General features: G+C 42.3%; 15 protein-coding genes and 2 pseudogenes. 8 read left to right on the top strand and 9 right to left on the bottom strand.

Features of this window, described 5'->3' with window-relative positions:
- Window positions 1-240: 240 nt before the first annotated feature.
- The 3 genes from recF to LYNGBM3L_RS06005 all read left to right on the top strand — a co-directional run bounded on the left by recF (window position 241) and on the right by LYNGBM3L_RS06005 (window position 2,320).
- Entirely contained in the window at window positions 241-1,392 is a 1,152-nt protein-coding gene (gene recF / locus LYNGBM3L_RS06015) for a DNA replication/repair protein RecF (RefSeq protein ID WP_008180294.1), read from the top strand.
- A gap of 256 nt (window positions 1,393-1,648) precedes the next feature.
- Window positions 1,649-2,038, top strand: a complete 390-nt coding sequence (locus LYNGBM3L_RS06010; RefSeq protein ID WP_008180291.1) for a DUF262 domain-containing protein — start codon at window positions 1,649-1,651, stop codon at window positions 2,036-2,038.
- Window positions 2,039-2,125: 87 nt separating this feature from the next.
- Window positions 2,126-2,320 (top strand): hypothetical protein, encoded by a 195-nt coding sequence (locus tag LYNGBM3L_RS06005; protein WP_008180290.1) that lies wholly within the window; start codon window positions 2,126-2,128, stop codon window positions 2,318-2,320.
- Between the two features lie 346 nt (window positions 2,321-2,666).
- Here the strand turns inward: LYNGBM3L_RS06005 and LYNGBM3L_RS06000 are convergent, their stop codons facing one another.
- Window positions 2,667-3,506: an SDR family oxidoreductase gene (locus tag LYNGBM3L_RS06000; protein WP_008180287.1), complete on the bottom strand. Its 840-nt coding sequence runs from the start codon at window positions 3,504-3,506 to the stop codon at window positions 2,667-2,669.
- 1,040 nt (window positions 3,507-4,546) lie between these two features.
- Here LYNGBM3L_RS06000 and LYNGBM3L_RS05995 point away from each other — a divergent pair.
- Window positions 4,547-5,101, top strand: coding sequence for a metal-independent carbonic anhydrase family protein (locus tag LYNGBM3L_RS05995; RefSeq protein WP_008180285.1), 555 nt, complete (start codon window positions 4,547-4,549; stop codon window positions 5,099-5,101).
- Here the strand turns inward: LYNGBM3L_RS05995 and LYNGBM3L_RS42890 are convergent.
- The 4 genes from LYNGBM3L_RS42890 to LYNGBM3L_RS35960 all read right to left on the bottom strand — a co-directional run bounded on the left by LYNGBM3L_RS42890 (window position 5,075) and on the right by LYNGBM3L_RS35960 (window position 7,458).
- Complete coding sequence (locus LYNGBM3L_RS42890) at window positions 5,075-5,239, bottom strand: hypothetical protein (RefSeq protein WP_154659687.1); 165 nt, start codon at window positions 5,237-5,239, stop codon at window positions 5,075-5,077. The genes LYNGBM3L_RS05995 and LYNGBM3L_RS42890 overlap by 27 nt on opposite strands.
- Window positions 5,240-5,734: 495 nt before the next feature.
- Entirely contained in the window at window positions 5,735-6,592 is an 858-nt protein-coding gene (locus LYNGBM3L_RS05985; RefSeq protein WP_008180280.1) for a hypothetical protein, read from the bottom strand.
- A 97-nt stretch (window positions 6,593-6,689) separates the two neighbouring features.
- Window positions 6,690-6,839 carry a hypothetical protein gene (locus tag LYNGBM3L_RS42885; RefSeq protein ID WP_008180278.1) on the bottom strand — a complete coding sequence of 50 codons (150 nt, stop codon included), beginning with the start codon at window positions 6,837-6,839 and terminating at the stop codon, window positions 6,690-6,692.
- A gap of 352 nt (window positions 6,840-7,191) precedes the next feature.
- Window positions 7,192-7,458, bottom strand: coding sequence for a transposase (locus LYNGBM3L_RS35960; protein ID WP_071986806.1), 267 nt, complete (start codon window positions 7,456-7,458; stop codon window positions 7,192-7,194).
- A gap of 8 nt (window positions 7,459-7,466) precedes the next feature.
- Here LYNGBM3L_RS35960 and LYNGBM3L_RS50745 point away from each other — a divergent pair.
- Together LYNGBM3L_RS50745 and LYNGBM3L_RS47010 are read left to right on the top strand one after the other, a co-directional pair.
- Window positions 7,467-8,048, top strand: a pseudogene (locus tag LYNGBM3L_RS50745) (hypothetical protein).
- Window positions 8,049-8,288: 240 nt separating this feature from the next.
- Window positions 8,289-8,861, top strand: a complete 573-nt coding sequence (locus tag LYNGBM3L_RS47010; RefSeq protein WP_008180272.1) for a hypothetical protein — start codon at window positions 8,289-8,291, stop codon at window positions 8,859-8,861.
- Window positions 8,862-9,233: 372 nt separating this feature from the next.
- Here the strand turns inward: LYNGBM3L_RS47010 and LYNGBM3L_RS49730 are convergent, their stop codons facing one another.
- Together LYNGBM3L_RS49730 and LYNGBM3L_RS05970 are read right to left on the bottom strand one after the other, a co-directional pair.
- Window positions 9,234-9,464, bottom strand: coding sequence for a methyltransferase domain-containing protein (locus tag LYNGBM3L_RS49730; protein WP_353837824.1), 231 nt, complete (start codon window positions 9,462-9,464; stop codon window positions 9,234-9,236).
- Window positions 9,465-9,920: 456 nt separating this feature from the next.
- Window positions 9,921-11,438, bottom strand: a complete 1,518-nt coding sequence (locus LYNGBM3L_RS05970) for a TIGR04222 domain-containing membrane protein (RefSeq protein ID WP_202799158.1) — start codon at window positions 11,436-11,438, stop codon at window positions 9,921-9,923.
- A 461-nt stretch (window positions 11,439-11,899) separates the two neighbouring features.
- Here LYNGBM3L_RS05970 and LYNGBM3L_RS34660 point away from each other — a divergent pair, with 461 nt between their 5' ends.
- Both LYNGBM3L_RS34660 and LYNGBM3L_RS05960 read left to right on the top strand, forming a co-directional pair.
- Window positions 11,900-14,581, top strand: a complete 2,682-nt coding sequence (locus tag LYNGBM3L_RS34660) for an ABC transporter substrate-binding protein (RefSeq protein WP_008180263.1) — start codon at window positions 11,900-11,902, stop codon at window positions 14,579-14,581.
- A 187-nt stretch (window positions 14,582-14,768) separates the two neighbouring features.
- Window positions 14,769-15,602 (top strand): class I SAM-dependent methyltransferase, encoded by an 834-nt coding sequence (locus tag LYNGBM3L_RS05960; RefSeq protein ID WP_008180259.1) that lies wholly within the window; start codon window positions 14,769-14,771, stop codon window positions 15,600-15,602.
- Window positions 15,603-15,618: 16 nt separating this feature from the next.
- Here the strand turns inward: LYNGBM3L_RS05960 and LYNGBM3L_RS05955 are convergent, their stop codons facing one another.
- Complete coding sequence (locus tag LYNGBM3L_RS05955; protein ID WP_052308409.1) at window positions 15,619-16,623, bottom strand: hypothetical protein; 1,005 nt, start codon at window positions 16,621-16,623, stop codon at window positions 15,619-15,621.
- A 118-nt stretch (window positions 16,624-16,741) separates the two neighbouring features.
- Window positions 16,742-17,401, bottom strand: a pseudogene (locus tag LYNGBM3L_RS05950) (dynamin family protein); the annotation flags it as partial.
- Window positions 17,402-18,018: the final 617 nt, after the last annotated feature.

Below are 18,018 nucleotides of genomic sequence, written 5' to 3'. Positions count from 1 at the left end.
TCAGATCAAACTTCTAATCTTAAGCCTGTTAACCTATTAACCTAGAACCTGCTAACCTAGAACCTGCTCACTTTCAACCAGCTAACCTACCCTATAAGGGACGCCTTGGGGGAACAACCTGTTAACCTTCAACCTGTTAACCTTCAACCTGTTAACCTTCAACCTGTTAACCTTCAACCTGTTAACCTTCAACCTGCTAACCTACTAACCTGCTAACCCCCAACCTGTAACCTTAAATGGATGTACCTTAAGAGCCTACACCTGCGACAGTTTCGTAACTACAGAGATTGCCTGGTCAACTTCGATGCTCCCAAGACAATTTTGCTGGGTAATAATGCTCAGGGGAAATCGAATCTACTGGAGGCAGTAGAGTTGCTCTCTACCCTCAAGAGTCATCGGTCAGTACGCGATCGCGAATTGGTCTTAGAAACTACTCCCATTGCGGAGATTCGGGCTACTCTAGAACGAACCTATGGTTCAGTAGAACTAGGATTAACCTTGCGCACTCAAGGACGACGTACTGTTGCTCTCAATCAAGAATCCTTACGTCGGCAGTTGGACTTTTTAGGTATTCTGAATGCGGTACAGTTTTCTAGCTTAGATTTGGAACTAGTGCGAGGAGCACCAGAACGGCGTCGCGCCTGGCTCGATTCGATTCTGACTCAGCTCGAACCAATTTATGCTTACATTTTGCAGCAATATAACCAAGTATTGCGACAGCGCAATGCTTTGCTGAAAAAAATCCGTAAACTTCAACAAGAAGGGGAAGTTGATGCATCGGTATCCAAGCAATACAATGCCGAGCTAGGGTTGTGGGATGCCCAACTGGCTACCGCTGGCTCACGAGTCACCCGCCGTCGAGAGAGAATGCTAAAACGATTAGCTCCTTTAGCCCAAGCATGGCACGCTAGTATTAGTGGCAAGACAGAGGTATTGGATATTACCTATGCCCCTAATGTCAGTCTTTCCAAAGATGACCCAGATCTAGTCAAGCAGGCTTTTTTGGAGAAAATCCAACAGTACTCCCTTCCTGAATTTCATCAAGGGAGAACCCTAGTTGGTCCTCACCGGGATGAAGTACAGTTTACCATTAATCAGACCCCAGCCAAGTCCTATGGTTCTCAGGGTCAACAGCGAACGTTGGTATTAGCGCTCAAGTTAGCAGAATTGAAGCTGATTGAAGAGGTGGTAGGAGAAGCACCTCTGTTGCTACTCGATGATGTATTAGCTGAATTAGACTTGAATCGGCAAAATTTGCTGTTGGATGCTATTCAGGATCGGTTTCAGACTTTAATTACCACTACTCACTTGGGAGCCTTTGATTCCCAATGGCTGAATTCGTCTCAGATTCTTTCAGTACAAGCAGGACAGATTAAAAGGTTGGAAGCTTGATGGTTGATGGTTGATGGTTGATCGGGTAAAATGCTTTTTACACCTTGTTGTTAAAACAAAATTTTTTGGTAATACTAAGGTTGTATCTTCTGATCACAATCAGAGAGATAGCGGTTATCATACCTATGAGGTACACAGGATTTTTTTCCTGTTACCTGTTTCCTAAAATTCTGAACTTGTTTGTGTAAATCACCCAATTAAAAACTGCTATATCCCTACTAATGTTGTTTTTTAGTTAAAATCAAGATCATAACTCATGGAACTTCATGCACATACTAGAACAATTAATGATATTTTTGCCGCTAACAAAAAGTATATTGTTCCTAGATTTCAGAGAGAATATTCTTGGTCAACAGACGAAGTTAATGAGTTGTGGGAAGATATAATCTCGAATATTGAGATTATAGACAATCATGAGTTTCACCATGAAGAACATTTTATAGGTGCTCTTGTTTTAGTTGGGGAGGACAAATCACAAGAATTAAAGATTGTTGATGGTCAACAACGAATCACTACTTTAACGATTTTTATTTCTGCACTATGCGAGCGTTTTATGGAAATCGAAAAAAAAATTTTATCTGAAGCAATATATCACAATTTTATTGCTGGCAAAGATAGTGATGGTCAGCCTTATTTGAAACTTTAAAATGAAAGTACTAAGCCGTTTTTTCAAACCTGCATTCAAGATATTAACAAAGTATAGCAAGGGAAGTATAGTTTAGGACATAGTCTTTTGGTTGAAAGGGAGCAGGGAGCAGGGAGCAGGGAGCAGGGAGCAGAAGATGTCTTAAGCTTTACTTCGACTGCTATAAAAGATCAACCCAAGACAGAAGCAGAAAAAACCCTTTTCAAAAATTATAATCAGCTGTACTATAACCTATCTCTAAAAAATTTAGCCGAAGTATTTAAAGAAAAGATTTTAAAATAAATTACAATTCAAACTATGAACGGCTTTTGAAAGAAATCAGAAAGCAAGTTTTGCTCTATCTTAAGGTGATTGTGATTACAGTAAAGGAGGAAGATCAAGCTTGCAACTTTTTTACTTAAATGGTCGTATTTTTGCAAAAGTGAGATGCACTCCAATCAACGGAGATTGATTGTATTCAAAAAATTGATTCCACCCAACAAGGTTTAATGGGGCGCGGGAATTAATAACGAAACTTTTCCAAAATTATAAATACAGTATTCTGGTAATTTATGGGTTAATTTCGGTAAGGTTTATTCATAAAAAGCTAGTCACCTTCTAGATTATAGTTCACATTATTAGGCATTGCTTAAATCAAGGTTTGAGCATGAATCAACTCATAACCAGCAACTTTCAACTTCCGATTATGTACACGGGCGTTATTGGTTCGGAAGCTAGGTTGTGAGGAATCCCATAACACTTTGGGAAGATGGTAGCGATCGCATATTTGATCAGTCAGCTCCCGCGTCGTGAGTTTGAGGTCGTTAACTAGGTTGTAGATACCTTGACAGCGGTTTTGTCTGGCGAACTCTACTGCCTGAACAATGTCGTCTCGATGAATCCAATTGATAAAGTTATCGCCACTGCCAGGAAGCGTCGTGCCAGCCAGTCGCTCAAACCGCTTGCTTAACTCACGACCGGGACCATAAATCCCCCCAAGGCGCAGAATACAGACGTTGCAATTTTCACTGCTTGCCCCTAATAAAATATGTTCCGTCAAAGACAAAACCCGACCATGTTCGTTCGCTGGAACGATAGGAGAATTTTCATCTACCCATGCTCCCTGTTGGTTACCGTAGACGGCGCAACTACTTAGGTAAATTACCTGCTTCACGGTGGGATGATCTGCTAAAGCTGCTACCAAATTGCTAGCGGTGGGGATGTAAGTGGCTTCGTAGAGGTTGGCATCAACTTGCCTATTACTGATCGGGGCAATACTCAGGAGAATAGTGTCTTGATCAATAAGTGCCGACTGCATCCCTTGGGTATCATCCCCTTTCATCACCACTACCTGTGAGGCAACTTCCTTCAGCTTTGCTACCCGTTCTTGGGTAGTAGTGGTAGCTGTCACCTGGTGACCCGGCTGGTGATGCCAGAAATTTGCTAGAGCTGTGCCAACATAACCGCAACCAATAATGGTAATATTCATAAGGTATAATCCTTAGGGACATCCGTAACAATTTCAATAAAGCGAGTCTGAAACCCTCACGAAATAGATCCGTTGGAGGCATCAGAAGACGTCAGTCGTGAGTATTGAGTAGTAAGTATAGTGAGTATAGATTGAGTGATCAGTAGTGAGAATTACTCAATACCGAACAACTCAGTAGATGCTTTGCTCTTGCTGGATAGATTGTTGTCTATAGGCAGGGAAGGTTGAATATTTCAGCTGAGGTAGTCAAGCTGAAACTGTTCCCCGCTCTGATTTCAGGACTGATATCCTGACTCTAGGTTTGGACGGTAAACGTTTTGCCTATGCTTGACTTCAACAGTTGAGCTGTTGGTTCCGGATTTAGTAACCTCATATCAATCTGTCTAGGACTTTCTAATAGAATTCCCAGATTTTATTATCACGTAACAGTTTTGGCTGAATCCTGAACAGCCTATGATTTCCCGATAGATGTTGCTCCTGATCTAGATCACATGTACACAACCTGTTCTATTATATCAATTTTAGCCTAAATGTAAATATTTGTAAATGTAATGTAAAATACATAGGTTGCTGTGCTATAATTTCGTCAACTAACAGCGATTAGCCAAGGGTTGCACACCATCAGCCCAAAATCCTCAACGTTTCAAGTCGAGGAGAGTTCAAATCAGCGACTTACCCCAATTATTTGGGATTATGTCAGAAAAATGGTGGTAGAGTATTTGTGGTATTGCTACGGGGTTGAAATCGGTTCAACAGCTGAATCTCGATTGAGCGACTTGATCGCGAAATCTGTAACGTCGGCATATGCGCTACGCGCACGCTGCTTGAGGTGCCGTCAGCTTTTGGCTCACGCTACTTGAGGTGCCGTCAGCCGTTGGCCGTAGACCAAGCTAAGGGAACAGCCGTGAGCTAAAGCTCACGCTGCGCGAACAGCTTATTTTATTCAAAAGCACCGATTGCGCTACGCCCACGCTGCTCTTTTGGCAACTTTTGTCCTTTACTGAGATTTACGCCTAGTCTTATAAAATAAAAAGATCACCATGAAACCATATTTCTCTGCACTTTTAATGCTATCCACAGTAACCACAATAGCTGGTTGCACGAACCTTGGAGGTACGCCAAGAGCACAGGCTGCGCCATGCGAAAATCCTGTCACAAAAAACGATGTTCTAGCTGCACAGGAAAGCTGGGGCCAAGCCATTGTCGCCATTGGCAAGGCAGAAAACCCACAAGCAGAAGCACAAAGTACTCTTGACAGGCTTTATGCTTATGATCTTGGTACGGTTTTGTTCAAACCAACACTGGCCAGCGATGATCCGTTCAGAGGCACGGAGAAAGAGGCTTTGTCTTATTTTGTCCGCGGCAGCATCAGCGAAGATAAAGGTTTTGCTCTTGCGCCCTATAACAATGTGCGCTTTGAGAATGAAGGAATTATTACCCACTGCGATACAGCCATGTCGATGGGTGAGTATTTTTTCACCAAAACAGACGGTAGCGAGATCAAGGTAGAATACTCTTTTGGTTATGTTCGCGATGAAAACGGTGATCTGAAAATCAATCTGCACCATTCATCTCTGCCGTATCAAGCAAAATAAGGGCGATTGACCGTAGGTCACGCTACGCGAACGCACGTCTGACAAAAGTTGAGCTAGGTCTGGCGCTAGACTGTCCACCCATTGCTGTTGCTGGCTCGACTCTTTTGGCGGTTGAATCTCTTCTGGTGGTTGGGTCATTTCGGGTGCTGCTTCTATCTGTGATGCTTCAGATAATGCGCTCGGCTGTACAGGGGACTGAGTTGCTTCTGGCTTGGGCGTTTCGGGTACTGCTTCGGCATGATTGGGATTTGGGGATGCGATTCGGCAAAGCCGACCCTACGGGAACGCATCTGTTTTTATCCCCACTGGTTATAGCGGTTCTGATAGTCATGAGGTATACAGGATTTTTTTCCACTTCCGACTTCCCTACTCCGAAGCTCCCTTTTTTGAAATTGGAGCCATTTTGGCGACACAAACAGAGCAAACAGTATTGTAATTAAAGTATTGCTTAGTCTGTTTTTGTCCAAACACAAGTTACTAGACACACAAGCTCTAGACACACAAGCTCTAGACACAAGTTACTAGCTCTCAGTCTGCGTTCAAGACAATACCTTGCTCCCCTACCTCTCACCTCGGTAGGGGATTTATTTTAACTTTAACTGATCCCATAAGGCTGAATGCTTACTTTGATTTCTATTGCTTCTTTGGTGAACCTGCAGTTAAAAAGGTAATAAACGCCAGTAAAGCTAATACAGAACCTGGTTCTGGTACAGAAGTCTTAGGAGTCGCTTCGCCAAAAATCTGCACATTAATATCCGAAGACTTATCCCAGCCGTTACCATTGCTATCGACGATATCAACGAAGTTACCTGAGGCATCAAACTGCAAGTAACGATTGTCAGCGCCATCCTGGGGCGAACCACTCAATGCTGCGTTGGAAGCATGGTTATACGAGGGATAGAAAAGATCGAAATCAGGGATCTGACGACCAACACCCCGCACCCCGAATTTATAGGTTGTACCGCCTTCGATAGTCCAGTTGAGATTGTTGAAATCCACTTGCCAAATATTGACGAAATCACCAAAGTTATCGTATATCGAGCCAGCAGCATCTAGGTACGGGACTTGGGTAATGGTAATATCTGGGTTGCTGGTCACGTTACTGTTAGGGTCTAAGGTTGCAGTGGCGAAGGGAGAAATATCCTCCTCAGCGGCAAAACCTGTCAACAGAGTCAAGCTCTCAAACCAATCCCCCAAGTTGTCTGGGTCACCAATATTCATACCAGGTACCATCCAAGTGCGGATGGTATCGATAACAAAAGTGTCTCCTACATTGCCGATAGTGAAATCATCACCAAAGAAGCCCTGGTTCTGGGCATCTGTAGCCCAACGGACATTACTGCGGTTTGCTCCAGAAATATTATTGAGATTTTCTGTAGGTAGTCCCCGGTCAAACAACATTTCAGCCTGTGCGTTGGAAGTGTAACCTAGCATGACAGCAGAAGCAGTGGCAAAAACTGCTCCAACTTTGGCGAGAGTTGAGGTAAACATAGAATTAATAGCTTGAGTATAGGGTTGACGATGTAGATTGTTAGCAATATCAAATAGTCAAAATCCACAAAAAATAACAATAAAAAGTGGAAAAACATTAATTATTTTGTTTTAGTTTTAATGGCTTTTTTTTAGTTTTATATATGCCTTTTATCTTTTGCTTTTTTCCTTCGAAAATGTTATTATAGGGGTTAACATTGGGATGAACTACACCCAAATTTCTTCCCCTTCCTTCTTCTGTTGCCACTCTCACCTATGAGCCTGCTCCAGATTTAGCTGACGGTGGCGGGAACCGATAGATTACAAAGGATTCAGGCCGATGCTTTGATAGTCTAAAACAAGACTGACATAAAATTACGACATCAAAATCCTTCTTTCCTTGGCCAGTTTCTGATGTCGTAATTTGAGAACTTATATAGACATGGTGGCAAAGCAATGTTTACAATCGGGTTTGCCTAATGTATGATATTTCGAAGAATTACAGAGCATGGTTGATTGTGATTCGCCATTAACCATGCTCCTGAGATTTTGAACAAAATTTGTGACGCATTCCCCCACTTCGTTCAAGTGGGGGTCAAGGAACAACTTATTATTAATGGTTAAATGGTTATCTCCCTAATTTTCCTGCTTATTAATACATCAGGTGCCAAATCTATCAGTAAGTGGATCTGGTCATTTTTAACTAAGTCACCTTTCGCTTCTTTAAGTAGGCAGCGGTGTTTCTGACATATTCCATGGATGAGATCGATTATGTCTAACTCTACATCACCAGATCTCACCGGATAACGAGACTTCGTGACAAACACTATATGTATCTCAATCGAGCCAACGCTATGGGAAAAAGACCTTAGACGGCTTGAAACCACAAGAACACATGTTCTATCATGTAGCCATGATAGCAAAGAAGTCACAGAAAATTCTTCGCACCGATAAGTGGAGTCTTAACCCAAGTGCCCCTCAGCAATTAATGTTTGCTGAGACAATCTCTGTTTATCAACGTGCCTGTAAGTTTTTGACTTCAATACTATTTACCCATTGGGAGACAATCGGTTCCAAAGATACAAAAGAAGCCGTTACAGCCGTAGAACGGCTAATGCACCAAACCAATAAAAACCCTAACCCTAAGTATAAAATATTTAATCGAGTATTTTAGAAATTGCCGTCTTATTATCGTCGTGCTGCTATCGCTTTTTCCTTGGGGCAAGTTAGCAGCTTTGTAACGAGATATAGAGACTGGCAATGTGGACAGTCACGGAAGAGACGGGATGCTAAGCCACCATTAATGACGATTGGAGCTAACTGTTATCCAGCACTTGGTCAAGGTCAATGTTATCGGTTAGATTCCCTCGAACAAATTCAAATCAAAGTATTAAACGGGAAAAATTGGGTATGGACAACGGTTGGGATCGTTTCAACTAGGAATCGACATACTATCCCAGCTAACAAACAGCTGTAACCGTCGCTGATTCAACGAAATGGTAAAGCGTGGTTATCCGTTCCGTTTGATTGCAAACCTAATCATAAAAAAGAAGTTAATCGTGTAGTAGGAGTAGATAGAGGAATTAATAAAACTGCTGTTATTTCAGTCGTTGAGTCCGATGGCACTGTAATTTATCGTGAATTTATTCACCCAGTCAGAGACATAGACCGTCGTGATAAAAAGCTGAAATCAGTCTCAAAAAAAGCGTCGAAAACGATGGGTAAAGGCGGAAGGTTACACAAAGGTTTTTGCCGGAATACTTATCGGAAATGTCGCCACATTAACCGTCAAATAGCCCAGATAGTCTCTAAGGGGATTGTTGAGATCAGCATTGAGTATAATGTTTCGGTTATCGCTTTTGAATATCTAAAAAACTGGAAGCCCAAAGGTGGTAAGAAGAAATCTAATCTTAAACAGCGTTTCCACGGTTGGTTAAAGTCTATAATTCGAGAATTAACGGAAATGAAATGGATCGAATCTGGCGGGAAGATTTGTGATGTAGTTGCCCGAGGAACATCTAGCAACGCTTATGACGGTAGTGGAACAGTTTGGCGTGATCGGAAAAATTACGCTCTAGCTACGTTCAGTAACGGTAAACGATACAACGCTGATTTAAGCGCTAGTTACAACATTGCAGCTAGAGCTATTCAAGAACTCACTCGCAGAAATGACAGTGAGAACCGTAGTAGCAAAAGTTCTACTCGGTTGCCTAGAAGTCGGGCAGTCTTATGTGATCTATGGGTAACCTCAAACGATAGCATAGGACACCCCCACCTCAAGCAAAGCTAGGTGGGGGAGGCTTCATTAGGATCAAACTGCTCACTTCTATTGCGGCAAATGAAGATGAAGCTTAAGCCAATTATAGCGCTGCGTGCAGGGAATAGGAAATAGGGAGCAGGGAACAGGGAAAGGAGAACAGAAGGATAACGATCAACATATAACATACATACTGTGTCTGCGTAAGTCCTGGATCAGATACTCTTAGTCTGTGATTTGACTACCGTGTGCCTGAAGCCCGATATACTGTAATTGTTGCTGCACTTTCTGGCTGCTTTGAAAGACCTCGAAAAAATTCTAGACCGGCTTTTAATCGTTGATAATCCTTTCCCAGTTTTTCCGTCATTTGCCTGAGAGTTGGCTCTAGACAAGAGTAAACATACTCTAAAAACCTGGGGGGGCGACAAGCGCCCCCAGGTCACCTACACACAGATCAATATTGTCGAAACCAAGAGTATTTAAATAGTGATGAGCGTACTCAATTTGGGTAGACTGTAGGTCAATTCCAGCTACTCTTAAATCTGGAAAAGTTTCCAAAATTATTCCGAAGACAGCTCCGACACCGCAACCGAGTTCTAGGACATGCTCACCACCAGACAGGTTTAAATCACGCAGTATCAGTTTTTATCGCCAATATTGAGCTTGTTCAATTAGGCGTTTTTGCTCTTGGGTTGAATAGCAATGAATGTAATCTTGTTACAAACTAAATCTCCCTATGAACAAAATTGATTGCCTTTAAATCCTTGATTATACTAAATAAAAAATTCAATAATGTCAATTTTTAATCTCAATTTCGGCTAATCTTGAAATTCAGAATAAACTCATAAAGAAAAGAGGGGAGAATGGTGTAAGATAATAACTTTACTCCATCCCACCTCCTGTGATTAACAAAGGTCAGCCAAAAGCAATCATCAAAGCTACTCTTAAACCATGCTTTGGCACCATCAGGGAACAGAAGGATAACGATCAACTATAGCGATTCTGTAGTTAGATGAGGTACATACCAAATTTCTTTCCCCTAGTAGGGCTGATCGAGATGTACCTCACAGTCGCGGGAACCGCTATAACTCTTTAGTCGCCGCAGCCACCGCAGCCGCCACCGCAGCCGCCACCGCAGCCGCCACCGCAGCTGCTACCGCCACCGCAGCTACTGCCACCGCAGCTACTGCTACTGCAGCCACTGCTACTGCTATTACCAGAATTGCTGGGAGGATTAAATACCTTTCGCAAGTTTTGTAGACCATTTTGGCTCAAAACTGTACTACCAAATAGAGCAAATGCCAGGGCTACTTGAGAATTATTCTGAGCATTTTCCAGCATCTGATGCTTAACTTTTAGGTTGTCTAATACAGTATCGCCGTAACCACTACGGTTTACTGGTTCAACCAGAAAGAACAAACCCATGATTGCTGTGATGAGGCACAGTATCATCAGGAAACCGACTGGCTTATGTCGCGAAATGCCTACTATAATTTTGCTGATTCCTAGGAGCAAGACAGCAAACAGAGGGAGTGCGGGATATTGCTGGGCTGATTTGGTTTGGTCTTCTGTAAGTAAGAGATTGAGATCGGTTAAGCGATCGCGTATTTGGTCTGTAGCGGATGCAGCGGATGCTCTAATTTGAGTTATAGTCTGACCAGTTCTAGCACCAATGTCAATTTTCAACTCAAGGGGATCATTTTTGTAAACCAAAGGATTTACTAATTCTAGCCCTCGGTATTCAGGCACAGGTTTTAAATGTCCACCCTGCACAAGGTTAACGATGGCTGTATCGACAGCTCGCTCTTTACCTCCAACTAAATAGCCTGTCTCATAGGCATCGAGAGAGATGGATTTCCCCTCAGGATCGGAAGCTGGTTGTTGTAGATACCAACGTAAACCGTAGGCCAAGACCACCGCAGCACTTACTAGAACTAGATAAAACCCGAGAAATAATAGTCCTGTGAAATTAATTGGGTTTGCGCTATTGACTAAGACTAATGACTCACAACCTGTGATGGTTACTGCCAAGACGAACAATAGGAAAACCATCCTGTATTGGTTGAGGCCGAAGTTGGGTAGTGAGTCTAAACTAACCTTACGCAAACTAACTTTAGGCAAATTAACTTTAGGTAAAATCCAGTACTGCTGAGGGTTTAACCGCACAAAATTGACATGCTGACTAACATGAAGATCAGCAGGTGCCCAAATATCTAATGGTGGTGCTTCCCCAAAGAAATAGTGATAGCTGGCTAGGGTTTTAGTGTACCAATCGTCGAATTTAGACTTTTCACTGGCACCACCACCACTAGGCAGATGATGAAAGGGGATTTGTAGAATGTTTGGGCAAAATTCATTCCAGTAAGAATGGGTATAGGTCAAGTGTAGATGCCACACTTGATCCACTGGATCAGAAGGGGAAACGGGATGGTCAGCTACTACTGCTAGAAACGCAAATTTCTTGTATTCATCAATCACTCGCTTAGTGTATTTAAGACTCCAGTGATTTTCCCGAGCCAGTCGCTTGCTAAAGGGAAATTTGGCATCAGGATCATCTAAGGAAAATGCCTGAAGGCGTTGATAGAGTTGGGTTTGTTGAAGGTTCATCATTGTTTGTGTTTTCCTGTACAATGCTAGTTACCTGAATCTACCCATATATTTATATTCAGCCCAAAAACAAGGTTTTATGAAAAGGTGTTTTGATTTTGCGTTCGGGTAGCGTGGCCTACGGCCAATCGCTTTTCTCAGCAGCCTGATATAGCACTACGCATACCATTAGAGCGGCAGTCTGGCTTCAAATTAGTGTGAAGATAGTTTAAATATTTCTGGATAATTTCAAAAATATGGTATAGTCCATATACTATCAAGTATGCTAGTTGCCTAAATCCCATACCCCCATAACTCAAAGCGCTGCTTGACTCACAATTCTTAGGATTAAAATTCCTAGTAAATCCTGAGGGAGTAACAGCGCTAATCATCAACATGCAAATTTTCGTCAGTCAATCAGAGTCAAGGAGACTCCTGTCGGTGATTGGATCTGGCAATCTACAAAAATACGGCAATAAATAGAAATGAATAGAGTAGTTATTCTAACACTAGATGGTGACCTAGACAGGGGAATTCGAGTCACTTTGGCATGGGGAACAACAGACAAGTCAGCTGAAGGAAAAATTATGAGTCGGTTGGCACCAAACCCCGAAATTTATCAACTATACACCGATTGGCAGAAAGGATATCGTAATTTAGAGTATTTTTACCGAAACCCCCGCTTAACTCCCAAAGGACTGTACATCTCTTCGATGAAATCCTGTGAGCAATTGGTTGACGAGTTAAGCAACAATATTAACCAATGGCTGAATTCTAGATCCGATGGCTTTGACCAGATCAGAAATCAATTAACAACTGAGTTAAGCCGTCATCGTGATATTCGGGTATTGATTCAGACCGATAATCCTCAGCTTCAACGATTACCATGGCACCTCTGGGATGTATGGGAAAATAATCATGACTCCGTTGAATTTAGTTTAATTCCCTTGGAATACCAGCCAACTCCAGAAACTAAACTGAGAAATCGAGTCAGACTATTAGCCATTCTTGGTAACAGTGACGGAATTGATATCGAAACCGACCACAACAATTGGCAGCAAGTCTCTAGCTTAGATTCATCCTCCTGCTTTCTAGTAGAACCGACACGAGAGGAATTAGACCATAAACTTTGGGAAAAAGAGGGCTGGGATATTCTGTTTTTTGCTGGTCATAGTTCTAGCGAATGTAATGATGAAAGTGGTCGAATTTATATCAATCAGGAAGACAGTCTCATCATTGATGATTTAATTCCTGCTCTAAAGGAAGCCATTAAAAACGGCTTGAAGCTAGCGATATTTAATAGCTGTGATGGCTTAGGCTTAGCCAATGCTCTAGCTAGATTACAAATGCCACAAGCGATTATTATGAAAGAGCCAGTCCCCGATGAAGTTGCCCAGACCTTCCTCAGGTTCTTTCTCGAAGAATTTTCTCAAGGAAAGTCTCTCCATAAGGCAGTTAAAGTAGCACGAAAAAGACTCCATTATCTAGAGAATCGATTAGATAAAAAATTACCCTACGCTACTTGGTTACCGGTGATTTATCACCATCCTAAAGCACAACCATGGCGTTGGCCAGTGTCAGGATCATTAGTTACACTTTTGATTAAATTAGCGTTAGGGACTGTTGCGCTCCTTAGCATTTACGGAATTTACAAAATTGCCACAGAGCCTAACAAGCTAGGAGACAAGATTAGTTCTGGAGAAGAGATACTGGATACAACCTCTGCTCGACGTTTCAAGCACCGGGGTGTTAAATTTATGGCAAAATGTCAGACTCCCTGGAGAGATAACTTAGCCATTTTTAGTCAAAAAACTTGGCAACGATGGGAGAGGTGTTGGTGGACAAAATCTAACTATAAAAAAGCTGGTAATTTATTCTTAAAATCCTGGCAAGAGGAAGACAAAGACCCAGAAACGTTAATTTATCTGAATAATGCCCTTTTAGAGGCTACTAAATCCGATTACTACACCATTGCTGTGGCGGTGCCCATCGTTAGAAACAAAAATGGCTCTGTCAAACATCGGGAGCTAGCTCAAAAAATTCTTCGAGGAATCGGTCACGCTCAAACAGAAGTTAACTTAGAGCTTTTTCAGGATAATGACAAACTCCCTAACAACTTTACTGAAAAGTTACTAGGAAAGGATGTTATAAACGGTAAATCTATCAAGGGTAAGGGTCTAAAAGTTCTTATTGCTGATGATGCTAATATCACCTCAGAAGCGATCCAAAGGGCAAAGGCACTAGTCAAGGAACGGGATATCCTAGGGGTAGTTGGTCACTATGCTAGTGATATGACCATGGAAACTGTGGATATTTATAATAGTAATAAGCTAGTGTTAATCTCCTCTGGCTCCACAACGGAAGAACTGACAGAGCACCCTAGAAATTTTTTCTTCCGGACGGTACCTACCGCTAAAATTGCAGCCCAATATTTGGTTGATTATTTGGTTGAAAATGGTCACCAAAAAGCGGCAGTTTTTTATAATCCTCGCAGTCCATTCACTCACTCGTTCTGGCAAGAATTTAAACAGCAGTTTACTAACCAAGGAGGAGAACTTGTCGATATCAAACACTACGATATATCTAAGCCCAACTTTAACCCTAAGCAAGCAATAGAGGAAATTGGGAAAACCCAGGACACAGCTATTGTTTTAAATCCTGATGGTCAAGTCACCAATGCTGTCACTAATGCTATCGATATGATCAAGGAAAACAATGGTCGTAATGTGATGGTGGGTTCCTCGGGAATCGCCAGGTCAAAAACACTAGCACTTAAACAACCCGATCTATTCGAGAACCTTGTGGTGTCTGTTTCCTGGCATCACCTAAACAGTGCTAACCCACAAGTTAATCAAGATGCTCAAACCTTATGGGGAAAATCTTTTAATTCCTTAACTGCCTGGTCTGCTTTAGCCTATGATGCAACTCGTGTGTTGATTACAGCTATCGAAAAACAGAAGAATCCCACACGTCTTGGTATGCAGAAAACCTTGAAAAGTCCTGATTTTAGTGCTGATGGGGTAACGGGAAAAATTGAGTTTGAACCGGCTAACGGTAATCGTAAGAATCCCTCACAAATCTTAGTCCATGTGGTGCCTTGTCCCAACCAGGAGTCTGGGTTAGAGTTTGTGCCCCTTGAGTATTCTTCTTGTGATCAAAAGCATTAAGCTCAAAAGCATTCAGCTATTAGCTATCAGCTATCAGCTATCAGCTATCAGTTATCAGTTATCAGCTATCAGTTATCAGTTATCAGTTATCAGCCATTCGCGTAGCGTGGCCAACGGCCAAGGCTGACGGCTGACAGCTGACAGCTGAATGCTTAGGCTAACATCAACTATAAAGAGGCAAAATACCATGACCAATAATCTTGAGCTAAGTGAGTTTAAACAAGAAATTGCTACTATCTATGATAACAGGAGCAATTCTTACGATAAGGGGGATTTCCATCCTCGGCTTGCAAATTGTCTAATCGAACATGTTGATATCAGACCTGGACAAAAAATCTTGGACATTGCTACGGGAACTGGCTTAGTTGCTATTGAAGCAGCAAAACGGGTTGGTCAGGATGGTCGAGTGGTGGGAGTAGATATTTCTACGGGTTTACTCAATCAAGCTCAACGCAAGATCTCCGCAGCAGGGTTGACTAATATTGAGCTAATCGAAGCTGATGCTGAGACCCTAAACTTTCCTGACAACAGTTTCGACAGAGTGTTATGTTGTTCAGCCCTGCCTTTAATGACAAACGTTCCTGCTGATCTACGCTTATGGAAACGTTTTCTGGTACCAGGAGGCTTAATGGGCTTGTGTGTTTTTGCTAAAACCGCTTTTACTACTGGCTTTATTCTCCAGAACGTTGCCCAAAGATACGGAATTTCATTGATATTTAGCGATGTCACCGGAGATGAAGAAAAATGCTACTCCTTGCTCACAGCAGCAGGATTTGAAGATATTAAAATTAAGCGGGAGCAATTGGGCAGCTACATTACGATAAGTGACGTAGAAGGCACCTGGGATGGTAGCTTAAAACATCCCCTGTGTTGGCCACTGCAGCAACTAGAGCCAAAACAATTAGAACAAGCCAAGGCTGACTACGTTGCCGAAATTAATGCCTTAGTCACCGACAAAGGTATTTGGAACGATATTACTACATTTTTTGTAAGCGGACGTAAAAATATGGAAAATTCTTAATTCTTAATTCTAAATTCTAAATTATTAATTCTGCATTCAATCTTTCCAAAACACTATTTAATAACTGTAGCTGATAAACCTGGCTGCTGGTATCCTGTGGTTGTTGATTTGTTGGCAAACTAATCACTTTCTCTGCCTTGGCTTGATACTTACGCACCATCGAGAAAGCGTCAGTACTGAAACAACTCAGATAATCCTGAGCTGCATCACTTAAGGCTTGGGCTACTTGATGGTCATAAGAGTCAGCGGATGAATTTGACTTATCTTTCTTTGCCCCTTTACTGAGGATATAGCTAGCGCCTCCAGCCATAGCTGCGCCCACTTTACCTTTTAAAACCAAACGGATTCCAGTAGAAAGACCAATTGGGATAACTTTCTTTGACTCCTGAGAAAATTCGGGAGGCTCAGGTATAATAACTTGAGGAGTATCGGGAACGGAAATGATTAGCTTACCAGGAGACTGATGCTCAAAAAACTCACACGCTTTATCAACCCATTCTTGGATTGCCTGTTGATATCCATCAATGTCTTGTTGGAATTGTGCTTGCCAACTGCTAAATTCCCCTTGCTGAAGTGCTGTCGCAAGTTTCGATTGATAGCGTTCTAAAAGTTTGGGCAAATACAGCCAACTCTCGAAATCAGAAACAGCGGCTTGGAATCCTTGTTTAATCAATTTCTGAGCTTTTTGTTGCAGCTCAAGTTTAGCCTGATGCTTCTCTTTGGCACTTTCTAATTCTGAGTTGATGACTTGGATTTTAGACTGTAGTGCTGCTTTAACCTGAGTTGCGATCGCATCCACACGATCCAGCCGAACCGTTGTCTTTTCCCGTTGAGCAGCTACCATGCTTTGCAGTGCTGATTCAAACATCGCCAATCCCGTGGTGTGTGCTTGATCAGATAATCCTTTTAGTCTAGCTCTCAAAGCAGGTAGGGCATCAACTCGATACAAGTTACTAAGGGTATTCGGTAATTCCGACCGAAAACTTTCCGCTACAAACCGTAGCCTAGGGCGTGTTTTCAAAGTTTTCCGCAAGATTATGATCCCCCCCAGCCCCCCTTAAAAAAGGGGGGAGCCATACTCAAAGTCCCCCTTTTTTAAGGGGGATTTAGGGGGATCTCCGAGTTTGAAGACACGCCCTAGTCTGGACTTCTTTTTGCTGATCAGGTTCCAATAAATTCAGGAAATTGACCACAAAAACAACAGTCTTGATTCCTCTATCTATTAACCAATCTCTCAGGTTTTCCCGCTCACCCAAGGTCATCAGCTGGCGACCATCCAGCACTTGAACGACTAAATCTGCTGTTAGCAGTTGGTCGCGCACTAAATTATCCTGAGCTTCCCGGTCATTTGTTCCTGGCAAATCCAGAAATTCTACACCAGTTTTTAGGAAGGGATGGGGACAGTAAACCTCTATCGAAGCGACATCAGAGCGCATACACCGTTGCTCATCTAGGATAGCATAGCGCTTGAGGACCTCTGTGCTATTTTCACTAATTTCTGTGCCATCAGTTAGGATAATTCGAGTATGCAATTCTTCTCCATATCGGATATGAATTGCAGCCCCTGTAGTGGGAATTAGACCAATGGGCAGAGTGCGCTTTCCTAGCAAAGCATTGAGCAAGGTAGATTTCCCATAATTAAACGGACCAAAGACAGCAATCCGAAATGTGGGATTTTCTAGATGGTCGCACAGGGCAATCACATCCTTTCGCAAGGGTGAGTCTTGCTCCAAATCAAGCAGACCGATAGCAGACCTAAGATAATTGACAACAGACTGATAGATTTGCTGATCTTCCATGACAATTGGTGTTCAGTAATTGGTCTTTGGTTATAAGCATTAAGCCGTCAGCCTTCAGCCGTCAGCTGACAGCTGAAGGCTTAGGTTTTTTTAATTATAATTTCAGGGTAGTTTGATATAGGTTTGAAGATGATAGGCGAAAACCCTAGATTAAGTTCGCTGACTATAGACGAAGTAAGCAAGCATACTTGGCCTAACTAACTGTTTCTGAACTTTTCGGTAATTACTTAAGTTTCCTTAGGACTTTCGTGACTTTGTCCCTCCCACAGCAAGGGATGAAGCGTAAGCACTGATGCAGCAACTACCAGCTCCCTTGAAACCCCTGACTTCAAGCACCATTAGAGCTGTTAAGGCATCTCAAAAAAAAATAAGAGAGCCGTTGGTGTGACTCTCTCGATCATCAGGGTGCATCTACTTGATCTCAGTATAGCAAGATTAATGTGGGGTGCAACCCCTCATACCTCAACGGGAGCAAAATGTTAAAAAACTTAATAGTTTGGTGAGGCTTAATGATTGGGATAATAAAGCGTTCGCGCAGCGTCGGGCTTTGCCCGAATCCCATTGATGTAGCAACCACCAGTTGACTTGAAACCCTTGACTTCAAGCACCATTAGAAC

The sequence above is a fragment of the Moorena producens 3L genome (genome assembly GCF_000211815.1).
Classification (GTDB): Bacteria; Cyanobacteriota; Cyanobacteriia; order Cyanobacteriales; family Coleofasciculaceae; genus Moorena; species Moorena producens.
The sequence above is the reverse complement of the archived record's forward strand: the minus strand, read 5'-3'. Positions and strand labels throughout refer to the sequence as shown.